This window comes from Streptomyces cyaneofuscatus, assembly GCF_042718795.1.
GTDB lineage: Bacteria > Actinomycetota > Actinomycetes > Streptomycetales > Streptomycetaceae > Streptomyces > Streptomyces cyaneofuscatus_A.
Window position 1 is genome coordinate 149,320 of sequence record NZ_JBHXOX010000015.1, and the last position, 15,547, is coordinate 164,866.

The following is a 15,547-nucleotide window of genomic DNA, read 5'->3' on the forward strand; positions in this document are numbered from 1 at the left end:
CAGCCGGCTCACGAAGGTTCGCGAGATGTCTGCCGCATCGGTCTTCCCACAGCTCGAAGCTCTGCTCCCGCATGTGCAGAAGCCCATCCAGTACGTCGGCGGTGAGCTGAACTCCACCGTCAAGGACTGGGACAGCTGTGACGTCCGCTGGACCCTGATGTATCCCGACGCCTACGAGGTCGGGCTGCCCAACCAGGGCGTCATGATCCTCTACGAGGTACTGAACGAGCGCGAGGGCGTCCTCGCCGAGCGCACGTACAGCGTCTGGCCCGACCTCGAAGAGCTGATGCGCGAGCACAACGTGCCGCAGTTCACCGTGGACAGCCACCGTCCCGTCGGGGCGTTCGACGTCTTCGGGCTGAGCTTCTCCACCGAGCTCGGCTACACCAACATGCTCACCGCCCTGGACCTGGCGGGCATCCCGCTGGAGTCCAAGGACCGCACGGTGGACCACCCGATCGTCCTCGCGGGCGGCCACGCCGCGTTCAACCCCGAGCCGATCGCGGAGTTCATCGACTGCGCGGTCATCGGCGACGGCGAGCAGGCCGTCCTGGAGATCACCGAGATCATCCGCGCCTGGAAGGCCGAGGGCCGCCCCGGCGGCCGCGACGAGGTGCTGTTCCGGCTCTCGAAGACCGGCGGCGTCTACGTCCCGCGCTTCTACGACGTCGAGTACCTCCCCGACGGCCGCATCGGGCGTGTCGTGCCCAACCGGTCCGGCGTGCCGTGGCGCGTCTCCAAGCACACCGTCATGGACCTCGACGAGTGGCCCTACCCCAAGCAGCCCCTCGTCCCGCTCGCGGAGACCGTGCACGAGCGGATGTCCGTGGAGATCTTCCGCGGCTGCACCCGCGGCTGCCGTTTCTGCCAGGCCGGCATGATCACGCGCCCCGTGCGGGAGCGAAGCATCACCGGCATCGGCGAAATGGTGGAGAAGGGCCTCAAGGCGACCGGCTTCGAGGAGGTCGGCCTGCTCTCCCTCTCCTCCGCGGACCACAGCGAGATCGGTGACATCGCCAAGGGCCTCGCCGACCGCTACACCGAGGACAAGGTCGGCCTCTCGCTGCCCTCCACCCGCGTCGACGCGTTCAACGTGGACCTGGCCAACGAGCTGACCCGCAACGGCCGCCGCTCCGGTCTCACCTTCGCCCCCGAAGGCGGCTCCGAGCGGATGCGCAAGGTCATCAACAAGATGGTCTCCGAGGAGGACCTGATCCGGACGGTGGCCACCGCGTACGGCAACGGCTGGCGCCAGGTGAAGCTGTACTTCATGTGCGGCCTGCCCACCGAGACCGACGAGGACGTCCTCCAGATCGGCGACATGGCGGTCAACGTCATCGCCAAGGGCCGCGAGGTCTCCGGCCAGAACGACATCCGCGCCACGGTCTCCATCGGCGGCTTCGTGCCCAAGCCGCACACCCCCTTCCAGTGGGCCCCGCAGCTCTCCGCCGAGGACACCGACGCCCGGCTGAAGAAGCTCCGGGACAAGATCCGCGGCGACAAGAAGTACGGCCGCTCCATCGGCTTCCGCTACCACGACGGCAAGCCCGGCATCGTCGAGGGCCTGCTCTCGCGGGGCGACCGGCGCGTCGGCTCCGTCATCCGCGCGGTCTACGAGTCGGGCGGCCGCTTCGACGGCTGGCGCGAGCACTTCAGCTACGACCTCTGGATGAACTGCGCCGAGAAGACGCTGCCCGACTTCGGCGTCGACGTCGCCTGGTACACCACCCGCGAGCGCACCTACGAGGAGGTCCTGCCCTGGGACCACCTCGACTCCGGCCTGGACAAGGACTGGCTCTGGGAGGACTGGCAGGACGCGCTCGACGAGACGGAGGTCGAGGACTGCCGCTGGACCCCCTGCTTCGACTGCGGCGTCTGCCCGCAGCTCGACCTGGACATCCAGATCGGCCCGACGGGCAAGAAGCTGCTCCCGTTGAGCGTGGTGAACAAGTAGCAGGGCCTTGACACACCGCAGGCCCGGTCCGGCAACCCCGGACCGGGCCTGCGCGTCTTCGGGGGCATGGACGACAGCAGGCACCAGGCCCTGGACCGGTACGCGCCCGACACCGCCCTGACCAGGCTGATCAGGATTCCCGTGCGCATCGTGGTGCTGGTCCTGGTGCTGCCCGTCCGCATGGTCTGGGACCTCCTGGCCGCCGGCTGGCACGCCGCCGACCGCACCCTGCTCCGCCCGCTGGGCCGAGGCCTGGCCTGGCTGCTCGACACCTTGGTCCTGACCCCGCTGGCCTGGCTGTTCACCCACGTCCGCACCCCGCTGGCCCTGGCCGTCACCTGGCTGGCCACCGCCCTCTTCATCTGGCCCTGGATCGGCCTGTGGCGGTACGTGGTCGTGCCGGTGGCGAAGTATGGGGTCGCGGTGCCGCTGGTGTGGCTGTACGGGTCCGTCCTCACCCCGCTCGGCCACGGCACGGCCTGGCTGCTCGGCAAGGCCGGCCAGGGCGTGGCCTGGCTGCTCACCACGCTGCTCGTCGCCCCTGCCGCCGGCCTCTGGCGGTACGTGCTGGTCCCGGCGGCGCGGTACGGGGTGGTGGTGCCGCTGGTGTGGCTGTACGGGGCCGTCCTCACCCCGGTCGGCCGGGGCGCGGCGTGGGTGCTGGACGCGGTGTGGCAGGGGACGGCGTGGGTGCTGGGGCTGCTGTGGCAGGGGATCGTCTGGGTGCTCGGCGAGGTCGGGAAGGGGATCGCCGCCACCGGGCGCGGGCTGGGGATCGCGGTCGCCTGGCTGGTCATGACGCTGCTGGTTGCCCCCGCCTCCTGGCTCTACCGCCGCGTCCTCGCCCCGGTCGGCCGGGAGATCGCGGAGGCCGCCGAGGTCGCCTGGCGGATCGCCGGGTACCTCTCCCGGGCGGTGGGCCGGTCGATCGCCTGGCTCTTCCGGCACCTGATCGGCGTACCGGTCGCCTGGGCCCACCGCACGGTGGGCGTTCCGCTCGGCCACTTCGTCCGGGACGCCCTCTGGGCCCCGGCCCGGCGCGCCGCCCTCGAAGCGGGCCGCGCCGCCCGATCCGCGCTGGCCACCGCCCGCGAAACCATGCGGCAGGCCCGCCGCGACGCCTGGCGCGCCCTGGTCGGCGGGGCGGCCGGGACCCGGTCCGGGGAACCGCAAGGGGTGCCTGCGCGTACTCTGGGTAGTACAACGACTGTCCCCAGCGCGGCGCAGGCGTCCGAGACCTCCCTGCTGAGCGAAAAACTCGTCAAGCAGGCGTGAGCCGGAGCGGCACCCCGGGGACCACCCCGTATTTCGTGGGCGGCGCTCCACGGCGCCCGCCCCGCACCGAGGAGAAGAACCACTGGGCAAGCGACAGCCCGAAGGCCCGCCGCCCGCACCGGCAGTGCAGCGCATCCGTTTGCGCTACACCAAGCGCGGCCGCCTCCGGTTCACCAGTCACCGCGACTTCCAGCGGGCCTTCGAGCGGGCACTGCGCCGCTCCGAGGTGCCGATGGCGTATTCGGCGGGCTTCACCCCGCACCCCAAGGTCTCCTACGCCAATGCCGCCCCCACCGGCACGGGCAGCGAGGCCGAGTTCCTGGAGATCGCCCTCACCGAGGCGCGCGACCCCGACCTCCTGCGCGAGCTGCTCGACAGCTCGCTGCCGGACGGTCTCGACATCACCGACGCGGTGGAGGCCCGCACCTCCGGCCTCGCCGAGCGGCTGACCGCCTCCGTCTGGGAGATGCGCCTGGACGGCGTCGACCCCGACGAGGCCCGCGGAGCCGTCGCCGCGTTCAACGCCGCCGAGAGTGTCGAGGTCCAGCGCAAGGCGAAGAACGGCATCCGCACCTTCGACGCCCGCGCAGCCGTCGCCGACCTGCAGGCTCTTGATCCACCGGCTGATAGGCCGGGGGACGGGCCCTGTGCGATACTGCGGCTGGTTGTTCGGCACGTGACACCTGCCGTGCGACCCGACGACGTCCTGTCCGGTCTCCGCGCTGTGGCCGACCTGGCGCCGCCCGTCCCCGCCGCGGTGACGAGGCTGGCGCAGGGGCTCTTCGACGAGGAGTCCGGCACGGTGACCGACCCGCTCGCGCCCGACCGCGAGGCCGCCCCGACCGCACATCCCGCGGTCGCAGCAGCCGTCGCGACGGCGCCGGAAGGTGCAGGTACCGCGTAAGGCGGTCGTTGTAGCGCAGCCCTCCGACTCGGGAGCCACCTGGGTCGGGCCGCGCACTGACCCACCCAACAAGACTTTCGCCAGGCCGTCCGCAACACCGCGGACGGAACCGGCGAGCCAGACATCAGCTCCCGTGCGGCGCCCGCGCCCCGGACGAGCGGTATCGCACCACTGCGGACCGTGCCGGACCGGAATCAGACGCGGCGCCCGGGAGCGCGACGGGAGAACCGCCCGCATGCCTCAGCCGAACGAACCCGCGACCAACGGGAACAACGAAGAGAACACCCCCGGGGACAAGCTGCCGCCGCGCCGCAGGCGCCGCGCCGCTTCCCGCCCGGCAGGACCGCCCGGCGCGGCCCAGGCGCCCGCCGCCGAGGAGACCGCACCGGCCGCCGAAGCCGCCGTCGTGGAAGCCCCGGCCGCCGCGCCCGATGAGATCGCGCCCCCCGCCCGTACGCGCCGTCGCGCCGTGCGCAAGGCGACCGCACCCGCGGGCGCTCCGGAGACCGCCGAGGTGGTCGCCGAGGTCGTCGAGACCCCGGCCCCGGTGGCCGAGACCCCGGCCCCGGTGGCCGAACCCGCCGAGGAGGCCCCGGCGCCGCGTACCCGGCGCCGCGCGGTCCGCAAGGCGACGGCTCCGGCCGGTGCCCCGCAGGCCGCCGAGGCCGTCGAGGTCGTCGAGAGCCCGGTTGAGCCGGTCGCGCCGCTCTCGGAGGAGACGGAGGAGGACGAGGAGCTGGTGGCCGAGGCGGTCGCGCCCGAGGCCGCCCCGGAGCCCGTCGCCCCGCGTCGCCGCCGTGCCTCCCGTAAGGCCACCTCGCCCGCCGGTGCCCCGCAGGCCGCCGAGGCCGCTGTCGTGGTCGAGCCGGCCGCGCCCGCCGCGCCCGTGGCCGAGCCGGCCGCCGAGGCCGCCGCGCCCGCCGTCGAGGCCCCGCGTGGCCGCACCCGCCGCCGTGCCTCCGCCCCGGCCGGTGCCCCGCAGGCCGCCGCCACCGAACCCGTCGCCGACGTGGCGAACGAGCCCGCGACCCCGGCCCAGGCCGCCGCGCCCGCCGAGGAGACCCCGGCGCCGCGCGGCCGCCGCCGTGCCTCCCGTAAGGCCACCTCCCCCGCCGGAGCCCCGCAGGTCACCGGGACGGCCGAGCCGGTCGTCGCCGCCGAGGAGCCGGTGGAGGCCGTCGAGGCCGCCGAGAGCCTGCCCGCCGCCGTCGCAGAGGAGCTCGCCGCCGAGGTGGAGGAGGTCGAGGAGGCCGCCCCGCGCGGACGCCAGCGCCGTCGGGCCACCGCCGCCGCGGGCCGCCCCGAGTTCACCACGAAGGCCGAGGAGCCGACCCGCAAGGGCCGCCGCGCCACGCGCCCCGCCGTCGCCGTGTTCCAGGCCCCGGTCTTCGCCGAGCCGATGTTCCAGACGCCCGAGACGGCCGCCGCCGCTGCCGCGGCCGGTTCCTCCTCCGCCTACGACGAGGCCGACGAGGTCGAGGAGCAGCAGACCGCCGAGGTCGAGCAGACTCCCGCACCCGCCGAGGCCGCGCCGCAGGGCGGCTCGCGCCGCCGTCGCCGCCGCCGTGGCGAGGCCGCCGAGCAGCCCGAGCAGTCCGCCGCCCCGGTGGAGGCGCCCGCCGAGGAGACCCCCGAGGCCGAGGCCGAGGCGGACGAGCACGACGCCGAGGACACCGACGAGTACGGCGACCGCCCCTCGCGCCGCCGCCGTCGCGGTGGCCGCCGTCGCCGCCGTGGTGAGGCCGGCGACACGGACGAGGCCGAGCAGCACGCCGACGAGGCGCCCGCGTCGTCCCGCGCCGAGAGCGACCAGGTCCAGGCCCCGGCCCAGGAAGCCGACGACGACGAGGAGGAGGACGACAACGACTCCGCCGCCTCCGGTTCGAGCAGCAGCCGGCGCCGTCGCCGCCGCCGTCGCCGCAGCGGTGACGCCGGTGCCGAGGCCGACAACGGCACCGACGACCCGGAGCGTACGGTCGTCAAGGTCCGCGAGCCCCGCAAGAAGGAGGAGCGCGAGCCGGGCACCGGCTTCGACGAGGTCCAGTCCATCAAGGGCTCGACCCGGATGGAGGCGAAGAAGCAGCGCCGCCGCGAGGGCCGCGAGCAGGGCCGCCGCCGCGTCCCGATCATCACCGAGGCGGAGTTCCTCGCCCGCCGCGAGGCCGTCGAGCGCGTGATGGTCGTCCGCCAGAGCGGCGAGCGCACCCAGATCGGTGTCCTTGAGGACAACGTGCTCGTCGAGCACTACGTCAACAAGGAGCAGGCCACCAGCTACGTCGGCAACGTCTACCTGGGCAAGGTGCAGAACGTCCTGCCCTCCATGGAGGCCGCCTTCGTCGACATCGGCAAGGGCCGCAACGCCGTCCTGTACGCCGGTGAGGTCAACTTCGAGGCGCTCGGCATGGCCCACGGGCCGCGCCGCATCGAGACCGCGCTCAAGTCCGGCCAGTCGGTCCTGGTCCAGGTGACCAAGGACCCGATCGGCCACAAGGGCGCCCGCCTCACCAGCCAGGTCTCGCTGCCCGGCCGCTACCTGGTCTACGTGCCCGAGGGCTCGATGACCGGGATCAGCCGCAAGCTGCCCGACACCGAGCGCTCCCGCCTCAAGACGATCCTCAAGAAGATCGTCCCCGAGGACGCGGGCGTCATCGTGCGCACCGCCGCCGAGGGCGCCAGCGAGGACGAGCTGCGCCGTGACGTCGAGCGGCTCCAGCAGCAGTGGGAGGAGATCCAGAAGAAGGCGAAGGGCACCAGCGGCTCCAACGCGCCGACGCTGCTCTACGGCGAGCCGGACATGACCGTCCGGGTCGTCCGCGACATCTTCAACGAGGACTTCTCCAAGGTCATCGTCAGCGGTGACGACGCGTGGGAGACCATCCACGGGTACGTCTCGCACGTCGCGCCCGACCTCACCGAGCGGCTCTCCCGCTGGACCTCCGAGGTCGACGTCTTCGCGACGTACCGTATCGACGAGCAGCTGATGAAGGCGCTGGACCGCAAGGTCTACCTGCCCAGCGGTGGTTCGCTGGTGATCGACAAGACCGAGGCGATGATCGTCGTCGACGTCAACACCGGCAAGTTCACCGGCCAGGGCGGCAACCTGGAGGAGACCGTCACCAGGAACAACCTGGAGGCGGCCGAGGAGATCGTGCGTCAGCTCCGGCTGCGCGACCTCGGCGGCATCGTCGTCGTCGACTTCATCGACATGGTGCTGGAGTCCAACCGGGACCTCGTCCTGCGGCGGCTGCTGGAGTGCCTGGGCCGCGACCGCACCAAGCACCAGGTCGCCGAGGTCACCTCGCTCGGCCTGGTCCAGATGACCCGTAAGCGGGTGGGCCAGGGTCTGCTGGAGTCCTTCTCCGAGACCTGCGTCCACTGCAACGGGCGCGGTGTGATCGTCCACATGGAGCAGCCGACGTCCGTCGGTGGCGGCGGCGGTTCCAAGAAGTCCAAGAAGCGCCGTGGCGGCGCGGGCCAGGACCACGAGCACGGTCACGAGCAGGACCACGGCCACGACGACCACGCGGCCGAGCCCGTGGAGACCGAGTCCGAGGCCGAGCTGGCCGCCGAGGTCGCCGCCCCGGTGTCCCTGGCGGACCTGGAGCCGGCCGCCGACGAGGAGTTCTACGGCAGCCCGGCCGAGGCCGAGGCGGCAGCCTCGCGCGGCCGTGGCCGCCGTCGGGCGTCCCGCAAGGCGTCGGCCCCGGCCGGTGCCCCGAGGACCGAGGCGCCCGCTCCGGCCCCCGTCATCGAGGCGGAGCCGGTCGCGGAGCAGGTCGCCGAGCCGGTCCGCGACACGCCCGAGCCGGTGAAGGCTCCGGAAGCCCCGGCCGCCCAGGAGGCCCCCGAGGTGGCCGAGGCCGCGCCCCAGGGCCGTACGCGCCGTCGGGCGACCCGCAAGGCGTCCGCCCCGGCGGGTTCGCCGAAGCAGGCCGAGCCGGCGGAGTCCGTGCAGCCGGCCGAGCCCTCCACGGACCCGGTCGCCGTCGAGGACCCGATCGTCGAGGCGCCCGCCGAGGCCCCGGCCCCCGTCCGGGAGCAGGCCCCCGTGGCCGAGGCTCCCCAGGAGGCCGCACCGCCGCGGGCCCGTCGCCGGGTCACCCGTAAGGTCACCGCCCCGGCGGGTTCGCCGACAGGCGCGGACGAGGCGGCGGCCCTCGTCGTCGAGTCGGCGCCCGAGCCGAAGGGAGCCGAGGCCCCGGAGGCCGAGGCGGCGGAGGCCCCCGCGTCCGGTGAGCCGGATGAGGCGCCCGTGGCGAAGAAGACGGCCCGCAAGGCCGCCGCCAAGAAGGCTCCGGCGAAGAAGGCGGTGGCCAAGAAGACGGCCGCCAAGAAGACCGCCGCGAAGAAGACGACGGCGAAGACGACCGCGAAGAAGACGACGAAGAAGGCCGTCGCCGCCGAGCAGTCGTCGCCTTCCGTGACCGCTTCGGCGTCGTCCACCGACGGTGAGGCGTCAGCCGGCTGACGTTTCCCCGCAATCGGTTGTTCATTATCCGTGGCCCGTCCCGTTACTTTCGGGGGCGGGTCACGGGCTTTGTACCAGAACTGACGCAAAGGGAGTTAACGTTCCCGAAATGGGTTGTGAAATCCCTGATAATGTGATGGCGGCTGTTGGACTGTCAGAGTTCTTCGCAGAAACTACATTTGGTGACCGGTGTCCGCCTTCCAGAATTCTGCCCGGTAACGAGCTCTTGCGGTGTCGAGGAGGACGTCCATGACGAGCATCAACGAGCAGCCGATTCCCGCTGCCCGTCCCGTCATCGGGGAAGACGAGATCGAGGCCGCCGTACGCGTACTGCGCAGCGGCCGCGTCGTGCAGGGGCCCGAGGTCGCGGCGTTCGAGGAGGGCTTCTCGCGCCTCGTCGACGGGCGGCACTGCATCGCGGTCAACTCGGGCACCTCGGCCCTCCAGCTGCTGCTCCTGGCCCTGGGGATCGGCCCCGGTGACGAGGTGATCGTCCCCTCGTTCTCCTTCGCGGCCTCCGCCAACGCGGTCCGCCTCACCGGCGCCGACGTGGTCTTCGCCGACATCGAGCCGGGCGGCTTCGGCCTCGACCCGGCGGCCGTCGAGGCCGCGATCACCCCGCGCACCGCCGCGGTCATGCCGGTCCACCTCTACGGCCACCCGGCGGCGATGGACCGGATCGTGCCGATCGCCGAGAAGCACAAGATCGCCGTGGTCGAGGACGCCTGCCAGGCCCACGCGGCGGCGCTGAACGGCACCCCGGTCGGCGCGTTCGGCGCGGGCGGCACCTTCAGCTTCTACCCCACCAAGAACATGCATGCGCTCGAAGGCGGCATGGTCACCACGGCCGACGCCGCACTGGCCCGTACGCTGCGCCTCCTGCGCAACCAGGGCATGGAGCAGCGGTACGCCAACGAGATCGTCGGCGCCAACATGCGGATGACCGACGTCTCCGCCGCGATCGGCCGCGTCCAGCTCGGCAAGGTCGAGGAGTGGACCGAGCAGCGCCGCGCCAACGCCGCGTACCTCGACGCCCACATCACCGCCCCGGCCGTCACCACGCCGCCGGTGGCCAAGGGCGCCCGGCACGTCTACCACCAGTACACCGTGCGGATCCGGGGCGACCGGGACGCCGCGATGGCCCGGCTCACCGAGGCGGGCGTCGGCAACGCGGTCTACTACCCGACGCCGATCCACCGCCTCAGGCCCTACTGGGAGCCGGACCAGAAGGCGGGCCGGATCTGGGAGCTGCCGCAGACCGAGAAGGCCGCGGCCGAGGTCGTCTCGCTGCCCGTGCACCCCTCGCTCACCCGGAACGACCTGGAGCGCATCGTGACCGCCGTGAACTCGCTGGGGGAGAACCTGTGACCGCCGTACTGAAGGCCGGGCTCATCGGCCTGGGCTCCATGGGCCGCAACCACGCCCGGATCCTCGCCGGCCTGGAGGGCGTCGAGCTGGCCGGGGTCGTCGAGCCGGCCGGCGACCGGAACGGCTGGGCGCAGGGCGCCCCCGTCCTGTCCACCGTCGACGAGCTCCTCGCCCGCGGTGTGGACTACGCCGTCGTGGCCTGCCCCACCGGCCTGCACGAGAAGGTCGGCCTCCAGCTCGCCGCCGCCGGTGTCTGCGCCCTGATCGAGAAGCCGCTCGCGGACACGGTCGAGGGCGCCCGCCGCCTGGTCGAGGCGTTCGAGTCCCGCGACCTGGTCGCGGCCGTCGGCCACATCGAGCGCTGCAACCCGGCCCTGCTCTCGCTCCGCGCCCGCCTGGAGGCCGGAGAGCTGGGCGACGTCTACCAGGTCGTCACCCGCCGCCAGGGCCCCTTCCCGCACCGGATCGCCGACGTCGGCGTGGTCAAGGACCTCGCCACGCACGACATCGACCTGACGGGCTGGGTCACCGGCCAGGCGTACACCTCGATCGCCGCCCACACCGTCTCCAAGTCGGGCCGCCCGCACGAGGACATGGTCTCCGCCGTCGGCCGGCTCTCCGACGGCACGATGGCCAACCACCTGGTCAACTGGCTGAGCCCGCTCAAGGAGCGGTTCACCTCGGTCACCGGGGAGCGCGGCTGCTTCATCGCCGACACCCTCACCGCCGACCTCACCTTCCACTCCAACGCGGCGGTCGCCACCGAGTGGGAGGCGTTGCGCGCCTTCCGCGGGGTGTCCGAGGGCGACATGATCCGCTACGCGATCCCCAAGCGCGAGCCCCTGCTTGTCGAACACGAGCTCTTCCGCGACGCTGTGCGCGGGGAGGCGGCGGATGTCTGCACCCTGCGGCAGGGGCTCCTCACCGTCGAGGTGGCCGAAGCCGTACTGGAGTCCGCCTCCACCCGCACCACCGTTACTCTCACGGCTCCGGACCGGACGGAACATGGCACCTGACATTCCTGATTTCACCGACTTCACCGCGATCCCCCGCAAGGGTTCACGCGGTCGTGTCGTCATGCTCGTCGACAACAGCGTGCACGGCGACTCCCGCGTGCAGAAGCAGGCGAGCTCGGCGGCCGCGGCCGGCTGGGACGTCGTCCTGCTGGGCAAGTTCTCCGGCAAGGAGGAGGTGCGGGCCTGGCAGCTCGGTGACGCCGAGGTCCGCCTCCTCGGGGTCAAGGCCAAGATGTCGACCCGTCCCCAGGACCTGCGCGGCGCGCCGATCCGCCGGCCCCTGGCCTACCCCTCCGAGCGCGTGGCCGAATTCCGTACGCAGCAGGTCAAGGCCTGGCGGGCCGACCTCCGGGTCCGTGGCGCCGCGCTCAGGACCGGCGAGGACCGCTCCCCGCTCGGCTCCACCGGCGGCAAGGTGTGGCTCGCGGCCCGCAGGGGCGCGGCCAAGGCCACCAGCCGCTGGGTGAGGCTGCGCTCGCGCCACACCAGGAAGCTGCGCGGCCTCCGCAGGACCCGCTCCGCCGCCGTGGACAAGGCGGCCACCGCCTTCTGGCTGAAAACGATGGGTGACCGCGCGTGGCGGCGGCTCGACCCCAGCGTCTGGGACTTCGAGCTGAGTTACGGGCCCGTCATCGACGCGCTGGAACCGGACATCATCCACGCCAACGACTTCCGGATGCTGGGCGTCGGCTCCCGCGCCAAGCTCCGCGCCCGCGCGGCCGGCCGGCCGGTCTCCCTGGTCTGGGACGCCCACGAGTACCTGCCCGGCGTGCGCTCCTGGGTGAACCAGCGGAAGCTGCCGGCGATGGTGGCGTACGAACGGGAGCACGCCAAGTACGCCGACGCGGTGGTCACCGTCTCCGGAGGCCTGGCCGACCTGCTGCGGACGACCCACAAGCTGCGCGAGCGCCCGGACGTGGTGCTCAACGCACCGGAGGCCGCCGAGGCCTCCCGCTTCACCGCTCTGCCGGTCCCCGACCTGCGCGCCCTGTGCGGCATCGGCCCGGATGTGCCGCTGCTGGTCTACAGCGGTCTCGCCGCCCGCCAGCGCGGCCTGGACATCATGGTGGACGGCCTTCCCGAGCTGCCCGGCGTCCATGTCGCGTTCGTTGCCAGCCACCCCGAGCTGCCGTACATCCGTACGCTGATGAGGCGGGCCGAGGAGCTCGGTGTCCAGGACCGCGTGCACGCCGTGCCGTACGTCCCGCACTGGCAGGTCGTCTCGTTCCTGTCCACCGCCGATGTCGGCGTCATCCCGATCCACCACTGGCCGAACCACGAGATCGCCCTGATCACCAAGTTCTTCGAGTACTCGCACGCCCGGCTGCCGCTGGTGGTCAGCGATGTGAAGACCATGGCCGAAATGACCCGCCGGACCGGTCAGGGCGAGGTCTTCGAGGCCGAGAACGTCACCGACTACGTCCGGGCCGTCCGGGCCGTGCTCGACGCGCCCAAGCGCTACACCGCCGCCTACGAGGTCGAGGGCAGGCTGGACGAATGGACCTGGGAAGCCCAGGCCGAGGTTCTCGACGGGGTCTACACCCGATTGATGCGAGGTACGGCGAGATGACCGCAACACCCGACGTCAGCGTCATCGTCGCCGTCTACAACACCATGCCGTACCTCACCGAATGCCTGAACTCCCTCGTGGCGCAGACCATCGGCGAGGACCGGCTGCAGGTCATCGCGGTGGACGACGGATCGACCGACGACAGCGGCCGCGAACTGGACCGCTTCGCGGAGAAGTACCCGGACGTCTTCACCGTGGTCCACCAGCCCAACTCGGGCGGGCCCGCCGCCCCGAGCAACCGGGCCCTGGAGCTGGCCACCGGCCGGTACGTCTACTTCATAGGGTCCGACGACCACCTCGGGGAGGAGGCGCTGGCGCGCATGGTCGCCTGCGCCGACGCCAACGAGTCCGATGTGGTCGTCGGCAAGATGGTCGGCACCAACGGGCGCTACGTCCACCAGAAGCTGTACTCGGGCAACCAGCCCGACGTCAGCCTCTACGACTCGGCGCTGCCCTTCACGCTCGCCAACACCAAGCTCTTCCGCCGTGAGCTGGTGGAGAAGCACAAACTCCGCTTCCCCGAGGACCTGCCCGTCGGCAGCGACCAGCCGTTCACCATCGAGGCGTGCGTCCGGGCCCGCAGGATCTCCGTCCTCGCGGACTACACGTACTACTACGCCGTCAAGCGCGGTGACGCGAGCAACATCACCTACCGGGCGGACCACCTGGCCCGGCTCCGGTGCACGGCGCGCATCATGGACCACACCGCCGGACTCATCCCGGCCGGGCCCGAGCGGGACGCCGTGCTCAAGCGGCACTTCGAGTGGGAGCTGTCCAAGCTCATGCTCGACGACTTCCCCGGGCTCCCCCTGGAGACCCGGCAGGAGATCTGCGACGGGCTGGCCGCCCTCCAGGACACCTACTTCACCGACACCCTGCGCGACGCGACCGGCGTGAAGAGACGGGTCCGCCTCGGCCTCGCCCAGCGCGGCGCCGTGGCGGAGCTCACCCGCGCCATCGCGGACGAGGCGGAGCACGGCGCTCCGCCCTTCCTGCTGGAAGGGGACCGTGCCTTCGCGCCCTACCCGGGCTTCCGGGACGCCGCGATCGGTCTCGACGACCATTGGTACGAGGCACGCGAGACGGTCTCGGGCAGGCTCGCGGACGGTACGAAGCTGGAGTCGGCCGCCTGGGAGCAGGACGGGGAGGAGCTCACCCTCGCCCTGAAGGTGCGCGTCGGTATCACCGGCGACACGTCCTCGGCCGTCGTCGCGCTCGCCCAGGGCGCTCTGCCGAAGAGCGCCGACAAGCCCGGCGCCCGCAAGCTGCCCAAGGACGCCGAGCGCCCGGAGGCGGTCGGCGAGCTGACCCGGGAGCCCGCCGCCGACGGCACCGGCACCCTGCTGAGCGCCCGCATCCCGGTCGACCGGATCCGCGCCAAACGGGGCGTACGCGTCTACGTCGACATCGCGGGCACCACGTACGAGATCCCGGTCCGCACCGGGGGCCTGCCGATGCCGCTGGCCCGCCGGTGGGGGAGGACCACCCCCTACCGGGTCTCGGCGACCCCGAACGCCAAGGGCCGGCTCGTGATCACGACGGCCCTGCTGTGGGAACCGAAGCCCGATCTGGCCACGCGGATGCGCCGAGCGCGGTCCGGGGTCAGGAGGAAACTGTCCGGGCTGAAGCGGAAGCTGTCCCGGCTGAAGAGGAAAGTGTCCCGATGAACATCTGTGTAGTCGCGCTCGGCAAGATCGGGCTTCCGCTCGCCGTGCAGTTCGCCGCCAAGGGCCACCGGGTCATCGGCGCGGACGTCAACGAGAAGGTCGTCGAGCTGGTCAACGCGGCCACCGAGCCGTTCCCCGGCGAGCACGACCTCGACCGCCTGCTCAAGGAGACCGTCGGCGCGGGCCTGCTCTCCGCCACGACGGACACCACGGCCGCCGTCGCCGCGTCCGACGCCGTCGTGGTCGTCGTCCCGCTCTTCGTGGACGCCGAGGGCACCCCGGACTTCGGCTGGATGGACGCCGCCACCAAGGCCATCGCGGCGGGCCTGAAGCCCGGCACCCTGGTCAGCTACGAGACCACGCTGCCCGTCGGCACGACCCGTACGCGCTGGGCGCCGATGCTGGCCGAGGGCTCCGGCCTCACCCCGGGCGAGGACTTCCACCTGGTCTTCTCCCCGGAGCGGGTGCTGACCGGCCGGGTCTTCGCCGACCTGCGCCGCTACCCCAAGCTCGTCGGCGGCATCGACGAGGCGTCGGCAGCCGCGGGCGTCGCCTTCTACGAGGCGGTGCTTGACTTCGACGAGCGCGCGGACCTGCCCCGCCCCAACGGCGTCTGGGACCTCGGCACGGCGGAGGCCTCCGAGCTGGCGAAGCTCGCCGAGACCACCTACCGGGACGTCAACATCGGCCTGGCCAACCAGTTCGCGCGGTTCGCCGACCGGAACGACATCGACGTCAAGAAGGTCATCGAGGCCTGCAACAGCCAGCCCTACAGCCACATCCACCAGCCCGGCATCGCCGTCGGCGGCCACTGCATCCCGATCTACCCGCGGATGTACCTCTGGAACGACCCGGACGCCACCGTCGTCCGCGCCGCCCGCGAGGCGAACGTCGCCATGCCCTCGTACGCCGTCGACCTGCTGGCCGCCGCCTACGGCGACCTGGACGGCGTCGGGGTCCTGGTGCTGGGCGCCGCCTACCGGGGCGGCGTCAAGGAGACCGCGTTCTCCGGTGTCTTCGGGGTCGTGGAGGCCCTCAAGGCGCGGGGCGCGGTGCCGTTCGTCTCGGACCCGCTGTACACCCCGGAGGAGCTGACCGCGCTCGGTCTCGTCCCGCACGACAACCACCAGGCCGTCACCGCGGCGATCCTCCAGGCCGACCACGCCGAGTACCGCGAGCTCGCCGCCGCCGACCTGCCGGACGTCCGCGTCCTGGTGGACGGCCGCCGCACGACGGACCCGGCGAAGTGGGCCGGCGTACGACGCGTGGTGATCGGCGGCTGACCTTCCGTAGACGACGGGGGCAGGGGTGAAGGCCTGCCGTGC

General features: G+C 72.5%; 9 protein-coding genes. All 9 read left to right on the plus strand.

Annotated features, from left to right (window positions below):
• The first annotated feature begins 25 nt into the window (after positions 1 to 25).
• The 9 genes from ACFWRT_RS19150 to ACFWRT_RS19190 all read left to right on the plus strand — a co-directional run bounded on the left by ACFWRT_RS19150 (position 26) and on the right by ACFWRT_RS19190 (position 15,505).
• Entirely contained in the window at positions 26 to 1,954 is a 1,929-nt protein-coding gene (locus tag ACFWRT_RS19150) for a TIGR03960 family B12-binding radical SAM protein (protein ID WP_380955075.1), read from the plus strand.
• 66 nt (positions 1,955 to 2,020) lie between these two features.
• Positions 2,021 to 3,229: a hypothetical protein gene (locus tag ACFWRT_RS19155; RefSeq protein WP_380955074.1), complete on the plus strand. Its 1,209-nt coding sequence runs from the start codon at positions 2,021 to 2,023 to the stop codon at positions 3,227 to 3,229.
• A gap of 124 nt (positions 3,230 to 3,353) precedes the next feature.
• Entirely contained in the window at positions 3,354 to 4,133 is a 780-nt protein-coding gene (locus ACFWRT_RS19160) for a TIGR03936 family radical SAM-associated protein (protein ID WP_380955073.1), read from the plus strand.
• 235 nt (positions 4,134 to 4,368) lie between these two features.
• The gene (locus ACFWRT_RS19165) at positions 4,369 to 8,601 is read left to right on the plus strand and encodes an Rne/Rng family ribonuclease (RefSeq protein WP_381121321.1); all 4,233 of its coding nucleotides are present in this window, start codon (positions 4,369 to 4,371) and stop codon (positions 8,599 to 8,601) included.
• A gap of 249 nt (positions 8,602 to 8,850) precedes the next feature.
• A complete protein-coding gene (locus tag ACFWRT_RS19170) occupies positions 8,851 to 9,969 on the plus strand; it encodes a DegT/DnrJ/EryC1/StrS family aminotransferase (protein WP_380954703.1) in 1,119 nt (372 codons plus the stop codon).
• The gene (locus ACFWRT_RS19175) at positions 9,966 to 10,985 is read left to right on the plus strand and encodes a Gfo/Idh/MocA family protein (RefSeq protein WP_380954705.1); all 1,020 of its coding nucleotides are present in this window, start codon (positions 9,966 to 9,968) and stop codon (positions 10,983 to 10,985) included. The genes ACFWRT_RS19170 and ACFWRT_RS19175 overlap by 4 nt, the downstream gene beginning before the upstream one ends.
• Entirely contained in the window at positions 10,975 to 12,555 is a 1,581-nt protein-coding gene (locus tag ACFWRT_RS19180) for a glycosyltransferase (RefSeq protein ID WP_380954706.1), read from the plus strand. Before ACFWRT_RS19175 ends, ACFWRT_RS19180 begins: the two co-directional genes overlap by 11 nt.
• A complete protein-coding gene (locus tag ACFWRT_RS19185) occupies positions 12,552 to 14,222 on the plus strand; it encodes a glycosyltransferase family 2 protein (RefSeq protein ID WP_380954707.1) in 1,671 nt (556 codons plus the stop codon). The genes ACFWRT_RS19180 and ACFWRT_RS19185 overlap by 4 nt, the downstream gene beginning before the upstream one ends.
• Positions 14,219 to 15,505: a nucleotide sugar dehydrogenase gene (locus ACFWRT_RS19190; protein ID WP_380954708.1), complete on the plus strand. Its 1,287-nt coding sequence runs from the start codon at positions 14,219 to 14,221 to the stop codon at positions 15,503 to 15,505. Before ACFWRT_RS19185 ends, ACFWRT_RS19190 begins: the two co-directional genes overlap by 4 nt.
• Positions 15,506 to 15,547 lie beyond the last annotated feature (42 nt).

What these genes read in the sequence shown, in the direction of transcription:
- ACFWRT_RS19170 (WP_380954703.1), top strand. Translation starts at nt 8,851, where the DNA reads ATGACGAGCATCAACGAGCAGCCGATTCCCGCTGCCCGTCCCGTCATC.
- ACFWRT_RS19150 (WP_380955075.1), top strand. Translation starts at nt 26, where the DNA reads ATGTCTGCCGCATCGGTCTTCCCACAGCTCGAAGCTCTGCTCCCGCAT.
- ACFWRT_RS19185 (WP_380954707.1), top strand. Translation starts at nt 12,552, where the DNA reads ATGACCGCAACACCCGACGTCAGCGTCATCGTCGCCGTCTACAACACC.
- ACFWRT_RS19165 (WP_381121321.1), top strand. Translation starts at nt 4,369, where the DNA reads ATGCCTCAGCCGAACGAACCCGCGACCAACGGGAACAACGAAGAGAAC.
- ACFWRT_RS19180 (WP_380954706.1), top strand. Translation starts at nt 10,975, where the DNA reads ATGGCACCTGACATTCCTGATTTCACCGACTTCACCGCGATCCCCCGC.
- ACFWRT_RS19190 (WP_380954708.1), top strand. Translation starts at nt 14,219, where the DNA reads ATGAACATCTGTGTAGTCGCGCTCGGCAAGATCGGGCTTCCGCTCGCC.
- ACFWRT_RS19155 (WP_380955074.1), top strand. Translation starts at nt 2,021, where the DNA reads ATGGACGACAGCAGGCACCAGGCCCTGGACCGGTACGCGCCCGACACC.